The sequence below is a fragment of the Cupriavidus sp. SK-4 genome, assembly GCF_000611125.1.
Lineage (GTDB): Bacteria > Pseudomonadota > Gammaproteobacteria > Burkholderiales > Burkholderiaceae > Cupriavidus > Cupriavidus necator.
Genome location: NZ_JFJW01000181.1, coordinates 1 through 19449 on the forward strand (window position 1 = coordinate 1; position 19449 = coordinate 19449).

General features: G+C 64.0%; 15 protein-coding genes. 10 read left to right on the forward strand and 5 right to left on the reverse strand.

What is annotated here, in order from left to right; translation table 11 throughout:
- Positions 1-62: 62 nt before the first annotated feature.
- Complete coding sequence (locus CF68_RS33995; RefSeq protein ID WP_235205980.1) at positions 63-1046, forward strand: endonuclease/exonuclease/phosphatase family protein; 984 nt, start codon at positions 63-65, stop codon at positions 1044-1046.
- Positions 1047-1102: 56 nt separating this feature from the next.
- Here the strand turns inward: CF68_RS33995 and ppk1 are convergent, their stop codons facing one another.
- On the reverse strand, positions 1103-3238 hold the full coding sequence (ppk1, locus tag CF68_RS34000; RefSeq protein ID WP_035827732.1) for a polyphosphate kinase 1: 2136 nt from the start codon (positions 3236-3238) through the stop codon (positions 1103-1105).
- A gap of 153 nt (positions 3239-3391) precedes the next feature.
- Here ppk1 and CF68_RS34005 point away from each other — a divergent pair, with 153 nt between their 5' ends.
- The 5 genes from CF68_RS34005 to CF68_RS34025 all read left to right on the forward strand — a co-directional run bounded on the left by CF68_RS34005 (position 3392) and on the right by CF68_RS34025 (position 8445).
- Entirely contained in the window at positions 3392-3721 is a 330-nt protein-coding gene (locus CF68_RS34005; protein ID WP_035827735.1) for a hypothetical protein, read from the forward strand.
- Between the two features lie 84 nt (positions 3722-3805).
- On the forward strand, positions 3806-4036 hold the full coding sequence (locus tag CF68_RS34010; protein WP_035827737.1) for a hypothetical protein: 231 nt from the start codon (positions 3806-3808) through the stop codon (positions 4034-4036).
- Positions 4037-5569, forward strand: a complete 1533-nt coding sequence (locus CF68_RS34015; RefSeq protein WP_035827739.1) for a CYTH and CHAD domain-containing protein — start codon at positions 4037-4039, stop codon at positions 5567-5569.
- A 325-nt stretch (positions 5570-5894) separates the two neighbouring features.
- Complete coding sequence (locus CF68_RS34020; RefSeq protein ID WP_035827741.1) at positions 5895-6935, forward strand: isocitrate/isopropylmalate dehydrogenase family protein; 1041 nt, start codon at positions 5895-5897, stop codon at positions 6933-6935.
- A 187-nt stretch (positions 6936-7122) separates the two neighbouring features.
- The gene (locus tag CF68_RS34025) at positions 7123-8445 is read left to right on the forward strand and encodes a CitMHS family transporter (RefSeq protein ID WP_035827843.1); all 1323 of its coding nucleotides are present in this window, start codon (positions 7123-7125) and stop codon (positions 8443-8445) included.
- Positions 8446-8576: 131 nt separating this feature from the next.
- Here CF68_RS34025 and CF68_RS37395 read toward each other — a convergent pair whose 3' ends face one another.
- On the reverse strand, positions 8577-8885 hold the full coding sequence (locus CF68_RS37395) for a hypothetical protein (protein WP_152548605.1): 309 nt from the start codon (positions 8883-8885) through the stop codon (positions 8577-8579).
- A 225-nt stretch (positions 8886-9110) separates the two neighbouring features.
- On the opposite strand from CF68_RS37395, the gene CF68_RS34030 reads away from it, so the two are divergent.
- Together CF68_RS34030 and CF68_RS34035 are read left to right on the forward strand one after the other, a co-directional pair.
- On the forward strand, positions 9111-10334 hold the full coding sequence (locus CF68_RS34030; RefSeq protein ID WP_035827744.1) for a polyhydroxyalkanoate depolymerase: 1224 nt from the start codon (positions 9111-9113) through the stop codon (positions 10332-10334).
- Positions 10335-10758: 424 nt separating this feature from the next.
- Positions 10759-11985, forward strand: coding sequence for a cyanophycinase (locus CF68_RS34035; RefSeq protein WP_035827845.1), 1227 nt, complete (start codon positions 10759-10761; stop codon positions 11983-11985).
- 61 nt (positions 11986-12046) lie between these two features.
- On the opposite strand, the gene CF68_RS34040 is transcribed toward CF68_RS34035, so the two are convergent.
- Both CF68_RS34040 and CF68_RS34045 read right to left on the reverse strand, forming a co-directional pair.
- Entirely contained in the window at positions 12047-13321 is a 1275-nt protein-coding gene (locus CF68_RS34040; RefSeq protein WP_035827747.1) for an MFS transporter, read from the reverse strand.
- 24 nt (positions 13322-13345) lie between these two features.
- Positions 13346-14503, reverse strand: coding sequence for a pyridoxal phosphate-dependent aminotransferase (locus tag CF68_RS34045; protein WP_035827848.1), 1158 nt, complete (start codon positions 14501-14503; stop codon positions 13346-13348).
- Between the two features lie 287 nt (positions 14504-14790).
- Here CF68_RS34045 and CF68_RS34050 point away from each other — a divergent pair, with 287 nt between their 5' ends.
- Positions 14791-15234 carry a cupin domain-containing protein gene (locus tag CF68_RS34050; protein ID WP_035827849.1) on the forward strand — a complete coding sequence of 148 codons (444 nt, stop codon included), beginning with the start codon at positions 14791-14793 and terminating at the stop codon, positions 15232-15234.
- Positions 15235-15314: 80 nt separating this feature from the next.
- Here the strand turns inward: CF68_RS34050 and CF68_RS34055 are convergent, their stop codons facing one another.
- Positions 15315-15962 (reverse strand): TetR family transcriptional regulator, encoded by a 648-nt coding sequence (locus tag CF68_RS34055; RefSeq protein WP_035827749.1) that lies wholly within the window; start codon positions 15960-15962, stop codon positions 15315-15317.
- Positions 15963-16126: 164 nt separating this feature from the next.
- Between CF68_RS34055 and CF68_RS34060 the strand changes: the two genes are divergently transcribed.
- Positions 16127-19414, forward strand: coding sequence for a bifunctional cytochrome P450/NADPH--P450 reductase (locus CF68_RS34060; protein ID WP_051591817.1), 3288 nt, complete (start codon positions 16127-16129; stop codon positions 19412-19414).
- The last annotated feature ends 35 nt before the right edge of the window (positions 19415-19449 follow it).

A 19449-nucleotide genomic window follows, 5' to 3' on the forward strand; every position in this document is an offset into this window, starting at 1 on the left:
CTAAATCCAATTAGTGTGAACACGCCCTAAGTATCGCGACGTTCAACCTGTACAACCTGAATGTGCCGGGCCTGCCTCTCTATACTGACCGCAACGGCTGGAGCGAGCAGGAATACGAGCGCAAGATCGCCTGGACGGCGAGCCAGCTGAAGCTGATCGACGCCGACGTGGTCGGATTCCAGGAGCTGTGGCATGGCGACGCGCTGCTCGCGGCAGTCGAGGCCGCCGGCCTGGCCGACGCTTATGACGTGCTGGTGCCGGACAACGCCAATGGCAAGGGCATTGTGTGTGCCGCCATCGTTCGCCGCGGACTGCTGGCAGGCGCGGCCGAGTGGATCGCCGATTTTCCCGAGAAATTCGTGCTGAAATCGAAGGGAGACGATCCGCAGACACCGCAGATCAGCGTCAGTATTCGCGGCTTTTCCCGGCCGGTCCTGCATTTCACCATCCGGCCGCGCGAGGATGAGCCTGCCATGCATTTGTACGTATGCCATTTCAAGTCGAAGCAGCCGACCCGGATCGATGGCGAGGCCTGGTATGAAAAGGAAATCTACGCCAAGCATGCCAAAGCCGTCGGCGCTGCGTTGTCGACGATCCGGCGTACCGCCGAAGCGGCCGCGCTGCGCTTCATGCTGACCGACAGCATGAAAGGCAACAACACCGCAGTGGTGGTGATGGGCGATATCAACGACGGGCAACTGAGCAATACCGCCAATATCCTGACCGAGCAGCCTGCCTATCTGGTGGGTGACTCGGTCGGTGGTGGCGATATTGCGCTCTATACCGCGCAGACATTGCAGGAATACCGGGACACGCGCGATGTCTACTACACCCATGTCTTCCAGGATTTTCGCGAATCGCTTGATCACATCCTGGTCCGCGAGCAGCTATATGACAACAGCAAGCGGCGCCGCTGGCTGTTCGACGGGCTCATTATCAATAACGATCACCTGAACTTCAGCGATCACAAGGGCCTGGGCACCAACGACCATGGCATCATCCGCGCGGTGTTCAAACACCGGCCGATCCAGGACGATCTCGGCTGAGCAGAGGCACGGCCACGCTGGCGCGGTGCCGCGCCAGCGGCGCCCTTATGCAGGGATCACGTCAAAGCCGACAGCAGGACATTCTGCGCGCCCTCGCCGTCACGCGAGGCCTGACGCTCGTATCTTCCGTCCGGCGCCATCTGCCAGGCGTCACGCCGGTCTGCCAGGTACGGTTTCAGCCCTTCCGCGATGACGCGCTCCTTCAACCCGGCATCAAGGATGGGAAAGCAGATCTCGATCCGCCGGGACAGGCTTCGTTCCATCCATTCACCGCTGGATAGCATGACCCTTTCCGCCCCGCCATCGTGAAAGTAAAAGATGCGCGAGTGTTCGAGAAACCGGCCCATGACGGATTTCACTGCAATGTTCTCTGACAGGCCGGCAACGCCGGGGCGCAGCGCACAGGCGCCCCGGATGATCAGGTCGATACGGACACCGTCGCGTGAGGCGTCGTACAGCGCCTGAATCAGGTCGGGTTCCAGCAGCGCATTCATCTTGACCACGATCCATCCCTTGCGGCCGGCCCTGGCGTGCCCGGCTTCGCGCCGGATCGCTTCAAGCAACGCCGCCTTCAAGGTGAAGGGCGATTGCCAGATATGGGTCATGCTATGGGTCTGGCCGCGGCCGGTCAGCTGGCTGAACACTTGCGCCACATCCTGCGTCAGCGACTCATTGCATGTGAGCAATCCAAAATCCGTATAGGTGCGCGTGGTCTGGTGGTGATAGTTCCCGGTTCCGAGATGCACATAGCGCCGGAGCTTCCCACCCTCGCGTCGCAATACCATCACCATCTTGGCGTGCGCCTTGAAACCGACGACCCCATAGACGACATGCGCGCCGACTTCCTCCAGTTGCGTCGCCCAACCGATATTGGCCTCTTCATCGAAGCGGGCCAGCAGTTCCACCACGACGGTGACCTCCTTGCCGTTGCGCGCAGCCTCGATAAGTGCCGAGAGCAGGACCGAATCGTGCCCGGCCCGATACACAGTCTGGCTGATTGCCACCACATCGGGGTCCTGTGCCGCCTGCACGACAAAGTCCACCACCGGTGTGAACGACTGGAACGGGTGATGCAGCAGGATGTCGCCCTCGCGAATGGCGCGGAAGATATCGGAATGCTCGTGCAGCACCTTCGGCAGGCCGGCCCGGAAAGGCAGGTACTTCAGTTCCGGCCGGTCCACCTGATCTGGCACCTGCATCAGGCGAACCAGGTTGACCGGTCCGTTGACGGAGAACACCTCGTTTGCCGCCAGCCCGAATTGGTGCTGCAGGAACTCAGTCATTGCCGGCATGCAGTTGTCGGCCACCTCCAGCCGGACCGCATCACCATAATGACGGTGCGGCAGTTCGCCTTGCAGCGCCTCGCGCAGGTTCTTGACCTCTTCCTCGTCCACGAACAGCTCGCTGTTGCGGGTCACGCGGAACTGGTAGCAGCCGCGCACCGTCATGCCACTGAACAGCTCGCCGACGTGGGCATGCAGGATGGAAGAAAGGAAAACGAGGCCGTGCTCGCATCCGGCAATATCCGGTGGCAAGGCGATAACCCGCGGCAGCGCTCGTGGCGCCTGCACGATCGCATAGCCGGAGTTGCGCCCGAACGCATCCTTGCCCTCGAGTTCAACGGCGAAGTTCAGGCTCTTGTTGAGCACCCGTGGAAACGGATGCGCCGGGTCCAGCCCGATCGGTGTCAGGACCGGCATCAGCTCGGCGAAGAAGAACTCGCGGATCCATTCCGCCTGCGCAGGGTTCCACGAGGGCCGCCGCAAGAAGCGGATCTGCTGCTCGGCCATGGCCGGAATCAGCATGTCATTGAACAGGCGGTACTGCTGATCGACCAGCTCCCGGACCCGTTGGTTGACCCTGGCATAGACCGCCTGCGGCGTCAGCCCGTCCGGGCCGGCCACCGGAGACTGAAGCAAGCACTGCTCCTTCAGGCCGGCCACGCGGATCTCGTAGAATTCATCCAGGTTGCTGCTGAAGGTGCACAGGGCACGCAGGCGCTCCAGCAGCGGCACCGCGGGATCGGCGGCCTGCTCCAGCACGCGGCCGAAAAACTCCAGCTGGCTGAGTTCGCGGTTGATATAGAGCTCATTGCCATTCAGCAGGCCATCCGGGTCGACCGGGGTGCCGAGACGCCCCTCCTCCGCGTCAATCGGCGGCGCATTCTGCGTGGGATCGGATTCGGGTTTCATGATTTGCATGCCTGTGCGGGGGAATCCTTCCCGATTCTAGCTGGCGTATCGCGCATATCGAGGCGAATTTGATCGCACTGCTCCCGCGAAATACATACCACCTTGCGAGCATCCGATGCGTAGAATTATCTGACGCGCCCACTGGAGTTGCCAATGACACACGAAATACCATCTGCGACCGAGACCACCCCGGAAGGCCTGAAGCGCTTGATCGAGCATATTGGAGATGCTGCAGCGCAAGGTCACCTGGACCCGGAGTTTGTGCGCAAGCTGGGAAAGCGCATTGCCAACGAATTGCAGGAGATGAAAGCGACCAGGCTGCCGGGTGACCGCGAGGTTGCGGGGCTGGACGAGGGCATAGAGGCCCTGCTGCTGGCCGCGGACCGCAAGCACGGCGCCAGGCTGACCCAATCGCTGCAGAGGTTGCGGGAGCACGAAATCCCCTTCGCCGGCGGCGAGTCGAATGCAAGCCAGCCGCATTAGCACGCTGCCTGGTGAAGTGAATTCATTAAGCAGATGGTTCAATGACCGGGGCCGTTATTACCACCGCAGATAACCTTGGAACCTATGTCAAAGACTGACAAGAAGCGATACCTGAAGGCACTTAACCGGCGACTGAAGAGGGAATCGGCCGGAAAGTTCGATACGCTCTTTATCTTCGACCCGCCCGGCTCGAAGCCGAAGAACGCCACCGGGGTGACGACCAGCGCCCCCGCCAGTGACGAGACCCTTGCAGTGATGAACGCAGTCCAGGCCAGGGTATTCGCAAAATTCGAGGGCACGGCAAAGCTCGGATAAATGGAACGCGAACTCAAGCTCGAGTTGCTGCAGGACCAGGCCGAAGGGCTGATCGGCTTGCCCCTGGTGTCGTCCTGCTGCGTGGAGCCGCCGCACGAAGACAGGCTCGTGAGCACGTATTTCGATACGTCGGATCTTGCTTTTCGGCGTATGCACGCATCGCTGCGCGTGCGGCAAGCGGGTGAACATTTTGTGCAGACCTTGAAGACCTGGGGCACGCAGCATGGCGCGCTTTACGAGCGGGAAGAGTTTGAGTCGGCAGTTCCCGAAAATACGCCAGATCTTGGTGCGCTGCGAGACCAATTGCCCGTGGGCACTGCGTTGGGGACGCTGCTCCGTGAAGACGACCTGGCAGAACGGCTGAAGCCGATCTTCATCACGGATGTCCGGCGCACGGTCCTGCTGTTGCGCTTGCCACAGGGGGACGAGGTCGAACTGGCGGTCGATCGCGGCGTTGTCCGTGCGAACGACGCCACGGAGCCGATCCGCGAGCTCGAGATGGAGATCCAGGCCGGCGAGCCGGCCCATCTGTCAGCGTTTGCCCTGCGGCTGCTCGACGCAGTGCCAATGCGCCTGAGCCGCGCCAGCAAAGGCGACCGGGGCTATGCGCTGGTCGCTGACGAGGCCAATGAAGCGGTACGGGCGCAGCCCCTCAGGCTGGCCGATGCCGGGTCGGCGGAGGCGGTGTTTCAGTGCATTGCCGAGAACTGCCTGGCGCAAATCTCGGGGAACGAACGCGGCGTGGTCAACGGCTCCAATCCGGAAAGCGTGCACCAGATGCGTGTCGGCCTGCGTCGCCTGCGCTCCGCGCTTGACATCTTCGAGCCGCTGCTTGCCTGCCCGCCGGCACTGCAATCGGACCTCAAATGGATTGCCGATGAACTGGGCCCCGCACGTGACTGGGAAGTTCTTGCCAACGCCACTTTGCGTGACGCATTCGATGGGGCGCCGGAGGACGTGGGCGCGGGCGCGGTGCTTGCCGCAGCGAAGGCAGTCGCAGCCGATGCCCGGCAACGCGCGGCCCAGGCCGTGAATTCCGATCGTTACACCCGGCTGATCCTGACGCTGAGCCATTGGCTGGGCAGCGCGGACTGGCGCCATGGCCTTGACGAGGCGCAGCGCGCGGCACTCACCGGACCCGCCAGGGACTTCGCGCTGACCACGTTGCGCAAGCGGCAACGCAGGCTGCTCAAGCGGGGGCGGGGCATGGCAAAGCTCGATGAACAGCGGCGCCATCGTGCGCGTATCGCGGCAAAGAAGCTGCGCTACGCGACCGAGTTCTTTGAATCCTTGTTTGCCGCGAATAAGGTGCGCCGCTATCGCCGGCAACTGTCGCGCCTGCAGGATGACCTGGGATGGCGCAATGATATGGCGGTTGCAGAGGGATTGTTGCTGCGCCTTGCGACAGAGCGGCAGCAACTTGCGATTGGCTGTGGTTATGCGCGCGGCTATATCGCCAGGGCTGTCAGCGTTGACAGGCAGCCGCTGCGCCGCCTCTGGAAACAATTCAAGGCGGCACGCCTGCCCGCTTAGCCCGGCTTCCGGGCGTCGGTGCACGTTCATCGTCGCGGCCAGTCCTGGCGCACGGCACCGGCGACGTTACTGTCGCCGGCCCCGATTCGTCAGTCGTCCTCGGTCAGCAGGGTTGGTCGCCCTCCGCGTAAACCCCAATGACATAGCCGGCACATTGACAGTTTCCTGACAGCCTTCCCCGCCTAGAATCGGGCCCCTGGTTAGCCGGACCGGGGGCAAACGCCGGAATCCGCCACCGGCGCCCTCCCGGGGACGAGAAACACAGCATCCCTGGCCCGGCGCCTTGGCCGGCCAGCGAAACGCTCAATTCACGACAGGAACGCAAATGGAAAACGGTGCACGCGAACAGATCCCGGCCACGCTGATCCCCGGCGACGGGATCGGTCCCGAAGTAGTGGACGCCACCGTCCGGGTGCTGGATGCGCTGGGCGCCCCGTTTGCCTGGGATATCCGGCGGGCGGGGATGGCCGGCGTCGAATACAGCGGCGATCCCATGCCGCAAGACACGCTGGACAGCATCGGCCGCACCGGCCTGGCCCTGAAGGGGCCGCTGACCACGCCGGTTGGCGGTGGCTTCCGCTCGGTCAATGTGCGCCTGCGCGAGGCGTTCAACCTCTATGCCAATGTGCGCCCGGCCCGCACCCTGGTGCCGGGCCGCTTCGAGAATATCGACCTAGTGCTGGTGCGCGAGAACGTCGGCGGCTTCTATGTGGCCCATGACTACTACATTGCGGTTGGCGACGACCCGCATGCGGTAGCGGTGTCCACCGGCACCAACACGCGCGACGCCTGCCGGCGCATTGCCCGCTTCGCCTTCGAGTACGCCGTCAAAAACGGCCGCAAGAAGATCACGGTGGTGCACAAGGCCAATATCCTGAAGGCGCTCACCGGCATCTTCCTGGAAGCGGCGCGCGAGGTCGCCAGGGACTACGCGGGCCGCGTGGACATGGACGACATCATTGTCGACGCCTGCGCCATGCAGCTCGTGCTCAACCCGTGGCGCTTCGACATGCTGCTCTGTACCAACCTGTTCGGCGACATCCTGTCGGACCAGATCGCCGGCCTGGTTGGCGGGCTTGGCATGGCGCCGGGCGCCAACATCGGCGACCAGGCCGCGATCTTCGAAGCCGTGCACGGCTCGGCGCCAGACATCGCCGGCAAAGGCATTGCCAACCCGATCTCGCTGATGCTGGCCGCCGGCCTGATGCTCGACCACGTGGGCCGCCAGGACCTGGCCACGCGCCTGCGCACAGCAATCGAGCTGACGCTCGGCCAGGACCAGGTGAAGACCGGCGACCTGCACGGCACGGCCACCACGCTGCAGTTCGCGGACGCGGTAGTGAAACGCATCGTTTCCGCCGGCTGAGCCACGCCCGCGCGGCCTGCCCGGGCCAGCGCGCAAGACTGCCACCCTCCGCGGTCATTCCGTACCCAGCACGCCCTGGCGTGCCGGCGGGATCGGCCTCGCCCTTAACCTCGTGCGCCGGACGGACGCACACACACCCGCCCGCAAGCGCCCCACGCTGCAGGGCGGCAAAGAGATCCAGAAAAAGATGTTGACCCTGCTCGCCTATTCGATGGTGATCGTGTTCATGGCACTGATCATGACCAAGCGGCTCTCCGCCATGGTGGCGCTGATCCTGGTTCCGATTGCGTTCGCCGCGGTCGGCGGTTTCGGCCCGGAACTCGGCCCGATGATGCTGGACGGCGTCAAGAAGCTGGCGCCGACCGGCGTGATGCTGATGTTCGCCATCCTGTATTTCGGCCTGATGATCGATGCCGGGCTGTTCGATCCGGTGGTGCGCGCGATCCTGAAGATAGTGGGCGGCGATCCGGTCAAGATCATCATGGGCACCTTCGTGCTGGCCGCGCTGGTGTCGCTCGACGGCGACGGCTCGACCACTTACATGATCACCTGCGCGGCGATGCTCCCGCTCTACAAGCGCCTGGGCATCAGCCGGCTGGTGCTGGCCTGCGTGATCATGATGGCGGGCGGGCTGATGAACATCCTGCCCTGGGGCGGCCCGACCGCGCGTGCCGCCAGCGCGCTGGGCGTGGACGTGGGGTCGCTGTTCGTGCCGATGATCCTGCCGATGATTGTCACCGGCATGTGGGGCCTGTTCGTGGCATTCCTGCTCGGCCGCCGCGAACGCAACCGGCTTGGCAGCATCGCACTGATGCGCACCGGGGCCGGCGATGACGGCCATGCCATGCCGGAGGCCGCCGCCGGCGATCCGCGGATCGCCAGGCCGAAGCTGCTGTGGTTCAACTTCCTGCTGACCATCGCCCTGATGGTGCTGCTGATTCTCGGCACCTTGCCGCTGCCTGCGCTGTTCATCATCGCATCCGCTATCGCGCTGATGGTCAACTACCCGAGCCTGCACGAACAGAAGGAGCGCATGGGCGCGCATGCCGCCAATGTCGTGCCGGTGGTGTCGCTGATCTTCGCCGCCGGCATCTTCGTCGGGATCCTGTCGGGCACCAAGATGGTCGACGCCATCGCCAACAGCGTCATCAGCGCCGTGCCCGACTGGATGGGTCCCTACATGGCCCTGGTGACCGGGGTGCTGAGCATTCCGTTCACGTTCTTTATCTCGAACGACGCCTTCTACTTCGGCATCCTGCCGATCCTGGCCAAGGCTGCCGCCGTCTATGGCATCGGCGCGGCGGAGATCGGACGCGCCTCGCTGATCGGGCAGCAGGTTCATCTGCTGAGCCCCCTGGTCGCGTCGACCTACCTGCTGGTGGGCCTGGCCGAGGTCGAATTTGGCGATCACCAGCGCTATACGCTGCTCTGGGCGCTGTCGGCGGCAGTGGTCATGATGCTGGCTACCGTTGCCTTCGGCGTGATTCCGGTCATTGGCCGGGCAGCGTGACAGAGAGGAAGCGGGACCGGGCGGGTCAACGACATCCGCCTGCCTAGCGTTTTGTCCGAACGCAACTTGCAAAGATTTACAAATAGCCCAGCAGACGGCGCGGCTGCGTCCGCCCTGCTGGCGATAGAAGATCACATATCGCAAGCACATAACCCCACATTCGTATCGAATGAGCCAGCTTTTCCGCTTTCGTTGCGAAGGGTGTATGCAAAGCGTTGCAATAGGGTTAGATCGAGTATGTTACCGAATGTAAATGGCGTAACTTGATTGCACGTTGTACCGCCGCTGGCATTGCGATGCAATGTTGGTGGCTTTGAGTAGTGGGGGGCATCATGCAGCATTCCAGCCGATTCGTGTGCGACCTGGGCCGCGCGCATCAGTCCGGCCGCAACGGCCGCCACGGCAACACCGGTGCTTCCCGCAGCCAGTCCATTCGACATCGACGGCACCTGAGCCGCGCGCAGCACTTCTCAGTGCACCAGCGCCACCTTCCCACTGACGCACCCGCGGCGGAAGCCTGTCGCCCGCCCGCCCACCTTGCACGAAGCCGGCCGTGCGGCTGTCCTGCGCGCCAACTGCGCTGAAGCCCGCATTGCGCAGCACCCGGTTTGCCGGCCCCTGCGCCAGAACAACACACCAACCAATTCAAGAAGGCGGGAATCGCCATGGCGCTCTATGCTCTGCGGGAACTCACGCTGCAGTCCCTTGGCCCGCTCGGGGCGATGATCGAAGCAGGTTATCGTACAGTCAATTTCTGGGGCGAGTCGGTCGCCTGGCTTCCGGGGCTGCGCGAGGCCGACGCCGCGCTTGAGTTGTTCACCCGGCTGACCAAGGCCTACGGGAAACCACGCTTTGAGATCGACGAGGTCTTCGTGCGCGGCCAACGGGTGGCCGTCACCGAGACCGCGCTCATCGAGGAGCCCTTCTGCCGGCTGCTGCATTTCAGGAAGGACATGTCCAATCCTGGCCCCCGGGTGTTGCTGGTGGCGCCGCTCTCGGGCCACTACGCCACCCTGCTGCGCCCGACGGTCGAGGCACTGCTGCCCGAGCATGATGTCTACATCACCGACTGGGCCGATGCACGCCTGGTCCCGCTTGACGCCGGGCACTTCGATCTTGGCTGCTATGTCGATTACCTGAAAAAGTTCTTGCGATACCTCGGCGCCAGCACGCATATCGTGGCGGTTTGCCAGCCCGGGGTCCCGGTGCTTTGCGCGGTCGCCCAGATGGCCGAAGACAACGAGCAGGTCCAGCCCCGCTCAATGACCCTGATCGCCGCGCCGATCGACACCCGCGTCAGCCCGACGGCGGTCGACCAGTTCGCGCAGCAATATTCGCTGGCGTGGTTTGAGGCGAACGTCATCGAACGGGTGCCCGCCGGCTACCCGGGAAACGGGCGCCGGGTTTATCCGGGCTTCCTCCAGCTTGCCGGCTTCGTGTCGATGAACGTCGCACAGCACGCCGGTGCGCACCTCGACTTTTACCGCCACCTAGTCGATGGCAGGCAGAGCGAGGCAGCCAGGCACCGCAAGTTCTATGACGAGTACAACGCCGTGCTCGACGTGCCGGCCGAGTACTACCTGGAAACCATCCAGAAGGTTTTCCTGGAACATCACCTGTGCCGCGGCTGCATGGAAGTCGGCCAGCGCCGCGTCTACCCCGAGGCCATTACCAACGTTTCATTGCTGACCATCGAAGGCAGCGAGGATGACATCACCGGCCGCGGCCAGACCGAAGCGGCTCACGCGCTCTGCGCAGGTATTGCCGCCGACCGGAAAGAACACCTGGTCGTTGACGGCGTGGGTCACTACGGCACCTTCGCCGGCCAGCGTTTCCGGCAATCCATCCTGCCTGCCATGACCCAGTTCATTCAACGGTGCGCTGACTGAGCGCTGGGTCGCATGGCGAGGCCGGTTGCGCAGGCTTCCAAGCGGGGACTGGCAAGCAGTGCAACGCCTACGTATGCCAGCGAACAGACCTTTCCAATTGCTGTGGCACCCTTGCTCTCATGGCAATCCGGCATGCGAGAGCGCTGCCAGTAGTGATCTTTGGAAGCTGGCCGCGATAGCGGCTTTGTTGCTGGTGGTCGTTTCTGCCTCACCGCATCTCCTGTCGGGACCAGGGTCGGCTGGAGTTTTTGTGCGCCAGCGTCTATAACGGAACGCCTGCACGTCCCGCACTTGTGCTCGGAATAACAGCCGGGAGCCTCTGCCTGGCGACGTGACATCTGCCAGCTCTTCCAGGGATTTGGCGCGTTGCTTTTCTGTCATCACCGAGTTGTACAAAGAAGATAGCGGCAGGGGGTGTCACGCCATGGAATCCATTTCCAAGCTCACACAGAATTGCAGGGTGGTGGCGTACCACGCGCTCGCCTGCATCAGCGTGGTACTCGGGGTGCTGATGCCCCCTGCGTTTGCAGGTGACAAGACTACCCCCTCCTACAGCTACTTCGTAACCGGAACACAGTACTTCGAGACTGGCAATCCGGTGCCGGTGCAGCCCCTCCCCACACCGCAGCCACAGGCGGTACAGCCGGTGGTCATCATGGGTGGCGGGCCTGATGTCGATGGCGCGTATCGCTGGATGATTCAGCAGGCGGGCATTACGAAAGCAACGGGTGGTCGCATGGTCGTGATTCGCGCGACCGGCACCGACGCTTACGACCCTTACTTCTATTACAGCAACAAGAAGAACGCGACCGATATCCCCGCAGTGGACGGGTATGTCGGTGGCGCGTACCTCGGCCTGACTGCCGCGGAAACGCTGGTCATTACCGACACTGCTGCGGCGAATGACCCGTTTGTAAATGCCGTTGTCGGCAGCGCGAACGCGTTGTGGATTGCGGGCGGCGATCAGGGCAACTACATCAAATTCTGGAAAGGCACGAAGCTCAACGCCACCATCGCCGCGCTCATGCAGCAGAACGTTCCTGTTGGCGGCACCAGCGCCGGGGCCAACGTCCTGGGGCAGTTCGTTTTCTCAGCCATCGAAGGAACGGTCACATCGACGCAGGCGCTGAGCGATCCGTACAACAAGTACATGACATTTGATCCGAAAGGTTTCTCCGGCCCAAGTTTCCTGGACGCTACGGCATTGGACAATACATTCGTCGATCCGCACTTCGACTCGCGCGATCGCATGGGCAGGCTGGTCACGTTCCTGTCAAGAAGCATTGCGCCATGGTCCGGTTCGGGCTGCGAGGGAGGCGTCCTGAAGAACCCGTCGGCCGCCCGAGGGATTGGTCTTGACGTCGAGACAGCGTTGCAGATTCAGAAGATCTCAGGCCGCTTCGTTGCACAGCGCGTCACCAACATATCCACGACATCGCCCAGCGCTGTTCACTTCCTGAGGCCGCTGACTTCGCCCGCGGTCTGCGCGCCCGGCAAGCCGCTAACCATCTACGGCGTCCATGTCCAGCGACTGGACGACGAGACTGTCTTTGATATGACAAACTGGTGGAATGGCGGCAGCGCAGGAATCGAAGCGTATGTCGTTGACGAGAACGCCGGCATCCAGAGCCCGGCCACCATACATTACTAGGGGCCTGCCCCCTCCTCGCCCGCCAGCGATTGCGCACGCTGGAGCACCAGCGGGCCGACGCCTAGGCTTGGACCTCCGGATTTGGTTCGCCATCCCTGGTAGCAATCAATGCCTTTGGCGTCAGCGGGATCAAAAGCAGGATCAGTGCGTACACCACGGTAGTCGCGATCACACAATATGTGAAACCGTGCGTTGGGCTGCTGTTATAGATCCATGAGCCCAGGAGATCGCCGGCACGCGCCGAGAGCGCGAGAACGCCATCCACCAGCATCATCAAGGTTCCTTGCAGGCCCGGCGGACAGGACCGCATCGCGAGATCGAAGTATGCTGCCGTGGCGACACCGCCCATCAACCCTATCGGTGCCGCCAATACCAGGGCAAGATTGGCTGAGTGAATGAATGCCAGCGGAATCATCTGCGGCACTGCGACGATCGTTCCCCACCACAGCAGCTTGTTCAGCGATACCTTCTTGCACAGAAAGCCATACAGCAAGAATGTCGGGATGAACGCGGCGGCAAAGATCCCGTTGTAGTACGAGTAAACGGAATCCGATGCATGCAGCTCATTGCTCAGATAGAACTGCAGCGGCGTGGCCGCGCCTGGCGCAAAATTCCACAGAAAGCAGATGAGAACCGCTGGATAGACAGCCTTATGTCTCACCAGCCGCCTGACATTGCCAACGAGATCTGTGCCCCTGGCTTGCGGCTTCTCGTAGAGATGGCCGAAGACGGAAGCGGGCTTCCAGAACCCAAACACGGCAATCAATAAGGCGAGCATCGCCATCAGGAGGAAGGCTTCCTTTGCGGCAAGATGATCGGAGATGTACCCGGAGGCGAACGCTCCCGCAACGACCGGGACGGAGCCGACCACGTTCAACAGCGCGCTCAGGCGCCCGGACATGAGCTTCTCCTGGCCCACCAGAGCGATCAACCCCTGATACGCCGCGGCGACAAATCGGGACGACAGCATTGCCAGCAGCATCCCGATGGCCAGTCCCGCGTATGAGAAACCTGAAAACGCCATCCAGATGAATGCCACCGCGGTCGCCGGGGCGAAAATCAGGAAGAAGCCGCGATCCCGCAATCCCAGCGGGTTCCATTGGTCGCGCGCGAGGCCAAAAGCGAAGGCAAGGTAGACTGGTATGCCCGTCACCAGCCGGAAGGTCGAGATCTCCGTCGCCGTCGCATGCAACTGGTTCTTGAGCAGGTACGACGTCTGTATATCAACCAGGTAACCGGCCGGCGTTGCCAGAGCGATGAACAGGGTCAGCCAGCCGAAGTACAGCAGGGTTCGGTCACTGCCCTCGGAACCACTATGACCAGAAGCGGCCGGCATTTTCGTAGCTCAGCGTTGCACGTATCAGAGGTCCAACGCCAGGCGAATCCGCTCGCGAATGTCAGCCAGGCGCTGGACCGGCTCATTGGCAAATACGAAACGCAGGTACCGGATGCCGCTTGGCCCCCAGTTATCCATCGGCGTGGCCGCCACTTCGCCGCGGGCCAGCAAGCGCCTGGACGCTTCCGACGGGGCAAGGCCGAGCCGCTGGGTGTCCATCAGAAGCGACCATCCGCCGTGCGGGCGAATCACGGGGAGATCGGCCAGCGCGGACAACAACACATCGCGGCGTGATTCCCACTCTGCCGTTGCCGCGGCCACGCCATCGTCGCTGGCAGTCAGTGCGGCTGTGGCCCCTGGCATGGCGATACCGACCTGGCACACGACGTTCGACAAGCTGGTCAGCCGCACGTCGGCCATCAGCGGCTCCGGCCCGACTATCCAACCGACTCTCCAGCCAATCATGCGATATTCCTTGGAGACCGACCCAACGGTGATGGTGCGCTCGCGCATGCCAGGCAGAGAAACGGGGTGGATCACCTGCCGACCGTCGAACAGGATTCTTTCCATGGCTGCGTCATATACCAGCCACGCTCCGACCTGCTCGCAGTGCCGGGCAATCTCCTCCCACTCCGGCGCGGACACGACGAAGCCGGTGGGCATCGACGGCGACATGATGAGCAATGCCCGTGTGCGCGGCCCGATCGCGTCGGCGAGGCTGCCCAGGTCGATTCGCCAGCCGTCGACCCCTGGTATGAGGCGCGCAAATCTTGGCAGCCCGCCTGCGAGGTAGACACGATTGATCAGGCCTGCGTAGGTCGGATCCGTCAGTACCACCTCGTCCCCCGTCTCGAGTGTGGATAACAGGACATTCAGAATCCCGGCCAATCCACCCGCGGAGATGATGCATTCGGTATCAGGGTTGTATGTGACGCCGGAGATGCGCCGGACGCGCTCCACCGCGGCTTCCCGCAGTGCATGCTGGCCCATGAATGGCAGATAGCTGTTGGCAGCATCGTCATCGATTGCCTCATGCGTGCGCCGGATGGCTGCTGGCGGCGGCCGCAAGTCAGTGTCGAGGTTCTCCAGCCGCAAGATATTGGTGTTTCGCATCGAGTCAGCCTTGTCGGCCATCCTGTCAACCCCGATGCCGGGAATGCTCTGCAAGCGAGTGACTGCCATGATGTCATCCCCTTTCCCTGTCAACTCCATTGAAATGGGAAAGCGAGCCAGGGGCAAGTGACATTGCGCATGGGAAGAACGTTTGCTGACGCACATTGGCCGCGGCAATCCTCATTCCTGGCGATGACTTCCGATCGTGAGCCGCCTAGAATTCCCAGACATCAAATAAGGGGGCAGCCCATGCCCCGCCCGTCCGGCATCGTGGCCGGCTCGCTTTGGAGCTGCCGCATGCCTCACACCTGGACAGCATCGCCACGTCGGCGTTCTCACTGACGGAGCAGAAAAGCATGAAACCAGAACCATTTGCGGTGACTCCGGATGCGTATGGACGCGCGCTCAACGTGGTGGGAGAAAGGATCACGGTGCTGGCATCCAAGACCGCCACGCAAGGCTACGAGGTGTTTCTGCAGCAGGGCGAAGAAGGCAGTGGCCCACCGCCCCATAGCCATGACTGGGACGAATCGTTCTTCATTACCAAGGGGACGGTCGAGATCGGCTATGGCGATCAAGCGATCACTGCTGCCGCTGGCACCTTTGTCCATGTGCCAGCGGGCACGGTGCATTACTTCCGTTTCGGCTTCGGCGACGGCGAAATGATTTCAGTCACCAGCCACGGCGGAAACGCATCGCGCCTGTTCACGCGGCTCGATGAGGAAATTGCGCCAGGCGCGCCGGACATGGAGAAGCTCCTGGCGGTGGCGCAAGAGTGCGGCATCACGATTTCAGGATGAGCGCTGGCCCGGACACACGCCTTCGCTTCGGCCACTGCTGCGGCTGAGGTTCTTCCTTCTGCGTGTTTCGTCGCAACAGGCTACGCCGCCACGGCCTTGCGCTCCCTGCCTGATTTCGTTCCCGGCTGGGCATTCGGCCCTGCCGCACCCTGCAGCAGCCAGCAACTCAACTGCACCGAGCGCGCCATCAGCCTGCGCCGTCCGGCGGCATCGGCTTCGATGTAGTCGACGCATTGATGGAAAAGGTAGGAAACGACGTACGCGCAGACGTCGTCAACGGCCGGGCGTGAGAGCTTGGGACACAACCCCAGCCGTTCGATGTCTTCCGCCATCTCGGCGGCGATGTCATCCAGCACCGTGCGAATGGCAACGCGAAGCGCGGGCTGCGGGCCCGTGATCCCGCACACACCAACGATGAATGCATCCGGGTGATGCTGCGCGTACAGGAACAGCGCTTCGCACGCACGCGTGGCCACTTCACCCGGGTTGTCGCGGGCAGCGGCCCATCGGACCGCGCGCAGCATCGGCCGCAGTTCGGCGCTGACCTCGGCCATGGCGGTGATGGCCAGGTCTTCCATGTCGCTGAAATGCCGGTAGAACGTGTTGGGATTCAGGCCGGCCTCGCGCGCGATCTCGCGCAGCTTGAGTGCCGCAAAGCTGCGCTTGGCTGCGGCCAGCCGCAACGCGGCGTCGATCAGGCGGCGTTTGCCGTCGGCAATGGCTTCCATGAATGCGGTTTAGTAGTAGGACTCGGTTTTTGCCCGACATGCTTCGTTGACAGCATGTCTACAGTTGTCTACGCTTGCGCCGGTAGACAGATGTCTACGTTAAATGAAACGGCCGCACGTGGCAAATCGCGTGTCAGCGCCCGTTCAGGAGACACCGCCCCGCCATGCCGCCGCCCATTGAGCTGTCCAGCCCCGACCAGGCCTCCGACGCGCCGCATCAAACCCCTGCCCGCTCCATGCATGCACCCATCCCCGAGCCCATCCCGCGCGACCCGGGTTGGCCGCTGGTCGGCAACCTGCTGCAGATCACACCAGGAGCGTTGGGCCAGCACCTGCTGGCGCGCAGCCGCCACCATGACGGCATCTTCGAGCTGAATTTCGCCGGCCGGCGCGTGCCGTTCGTGACATCGGTGGCGCTGGCCTCCGAGTTGTGCGATGCGGCGCAGTTCCGCAAGTACATCGGCCCGCCGCTGTCCTACCTGCGCGGCATGGCCGGCGACGGGCTGTTCACCGCACGCTCCGACGAGGCCAACTGGGGCAAGGCGCACCGCATCCTGATGCCCGCGTTCAGCCAGCGCGCGATGAAGGGCTACTTCGACGTCATGCTGCGCGTGGCCAACCGGCTGGTGGACAAATGGGACCGGCAAGGCCCGGATGCCGATATCGCGGTCGCTGACGACATGACGCGGCTGACGCTCGATACCATCGCGCTGTCCGGCTTCGGCTACGATTTTGAATCGTTCGCCAGCGCGGAACTGCACCCCTTCATCGAGGCCATGGTCGGCGCGCTGGAAGAGGCGATGTCCAAGCTGACGCGCTTTGCCCTGCAAGACCGCTTCATGCATGCGGCACACCAGAAGTTCGACCAGGACACCCGCTTCATGCGCGACCTGGTTGACGACGTGATCCGGCGGCGGCGCGCGGGCGACGCGGCGGAACGCCGGGGCGGCACGGCCAACGACCTGCTCGGCCTGATGCTGGAAGCGCGGGACCCGGACACCGACCAGCGGCTGGACGACGAGAACATCCGCAACCAGGTGATCACGTTCCTGATTGCGGGCCACGAGACCACCAGCGGGCTGCTCACCTTCGCGCTGTATGAACTGCTGCGCAACCCGGGCGTGATGGCACAGGCTTACGCGGAGGTGGACGCCGTGCTGCCCGGCGACGCGGCACCGGTCTACGCCGACCTGGCGCGGCTACCGGTACTGGACCGCGTGCTGAAGGAAACGTTGCGCCTGTGGCCTACCGCGCCTGCCTTCGCCGTGGCGCCGTTTGAAGATACGCTGCTGGGCGGCCGCTACCTGATCCGCAAGGACAGGCGCCTGTCGGTGGTGCTGACCGCGCTGCACCGGGACCCGAAGGTATGGGCCGACCCGGAACGCTTTGACATCGATCGTTTCCTGCCTGAGCAGGAAGCCAAGCTGCCGCGCCATGCCTACATGCCTTTCGGCAACGGCGAGCGTGCCTGCATCGGCCGCCAGTTTGCGCTGACCGAGGCCAAGCTGGCACTGGCGCTGATGCTGCGCAATTTCCAGTTCACCGACGCGCACGACTACCAGTTCCGCATCAAGGAAACGCTGACGATCAAGCCCGACGGATTCACGGTGCGTGCGCGCCGGCGCCGGCCGCATGAGCGCATCGCCGCGGCGCCGCTCGCCGGCACCGCGCAAGCACCGCAGGCGGGCCCCGATGTGCAGGGCGGCGGCAGGCCGCTTGCCGTGCTGTGCGGATCCAGCCTTGGCACCGCGCGCGAACTGGCCGAGCAGGTGCATGCCGGCGCGCTGGCGGCGGGCTTTGATGCGACGTTGCGCGACCTGGACGACGTGGCCGACGCGCTGCCGACCACCGGCCTGGCCGTCATCATCGCCGCCACCTATAACGGCCGCGCGCCGGACTCGGCAAGGCGGCTCGAAGCGCTGCTCGACAGCGGCGCCGCCAGCGGCTACCGGGCAGAAGCGCTGAGCGTGGCCGTGCTGGGCTGCGGCAACTCGCAATGGCCGACGTACCAGGCCTTCCCGCGCCGGGTCTATGAATTCTTCACCAATGCCGGCGCCAGTCCGCTGCTGCCGCGTGGCGAAGCCGACGGCAACGGCGACTTCGACCAGGCCGCGGAACGCTGGCTGGCCTTGCTGTGGCAAGCCTTGCAGGCCGGTGGCGGCGTGGGCGGGCCGGCCCACGGAACGCCGCCGGTCCGGGTGCAGATAAGAGACGTCGCCGAGATCCGCGCGTCCACGCTGCCAGCAAACACCCAGGGCTTCACGGTCCTGGCCAACACCGAGTTGGTGAACGATCCATCCGGCCTGTGGGATTTCTCGCGCGAGGCGCCGCGGACCTCCACGCGCGATATCCGCCTCAGGCTGCCCGAAGGCGTGCGCTACGCCACGGGCGACCACCTCGCCGTCTATCCGCAGAACCAGCCCGGGATGGTCGCGGCCCTGTGCGAGCGGATCGGCATCGACCCGGAAGCCATCGTTACCTTGTCCGCCTCCGGCGGGGCCGCGCGCGGCCTGCCGCTGGGCGAGGCCCTGTCCGTGCGCCAGCTGCTGACCCATTTTGTGGAACTGCAGGACGTGGTGTCGCGCCATACCTTGCGCCTGCTGTCGCAGTCTTCGCGCTGCCCGGTCACGCGCCAGGCGCTGCAACAGCTGGCCTCGGACGACGCCGGGAGCGGGTACGCCGCCCAGGTGGCGCCGCGCCGGCTCGGGCTGGCCGATGTGCTGGACCGCTTTCCCGCGATCGAGGTGGACCTGGCCGGCCTGCTGGCTTGCACCGTGCCGATGCGGCCGAGGTTCTATTCGATTGCCTCATCGCCGCTGGTCTCGCCCGACGTGGCGACCATCACCGTCGGCACGGTCTGGTCACCGGCGCTGTCTGGCCGCGGGCTCTTCCGCGGCGTGGCTTCTACCTGGCTGCAAAGCCTGGCGCCCGGCGCCGCGGTGGCGGGCGCCATCCGCACCCCCAATCCCACCTTCGCGCCCGCGGCAGACCCGGCCACGCCCATGATCCTGATCGGCCCCGGCACGGGCATTGCGCCGTTCCGCGGCTTCCTTGAGGAGCGGGCCGCGCAACAGGCGGCCGGCCAGCCGGAGGCCCCGGTGCAGCTGTACTACGGCTGCCGCCACCCCGCGCACGACTGGCTGTACCGCGACGACGTGGAGCGCTGGCAGGCTCAGGGCGTGGTGCAGGTCCACCTGGCCTGTTCGGTCGTGGATGGCGAGCCGCGCTACGTGCAGGACCTGCTGTGGCATCGCCGCGCCGATGTCTGGGCCCGGCTGAACCAGGGTGCGATGCTCTACGTGTGCGGCGACGGCCGCCACATGGCGCCCGCGGTCAGGCAAGTGCTGATTCAGATCGGCGCAGAGCAAGGCGGGATGACACCAGAGGCGGCGTCGGACTGGCTGGCGGAGCTGGTCAGCGCGGGCAGGTACCGGCAGGATGTCTTCAACTGACGCCCCGCCGGGTCGCCCGGTCGCGCCGCTGGCGC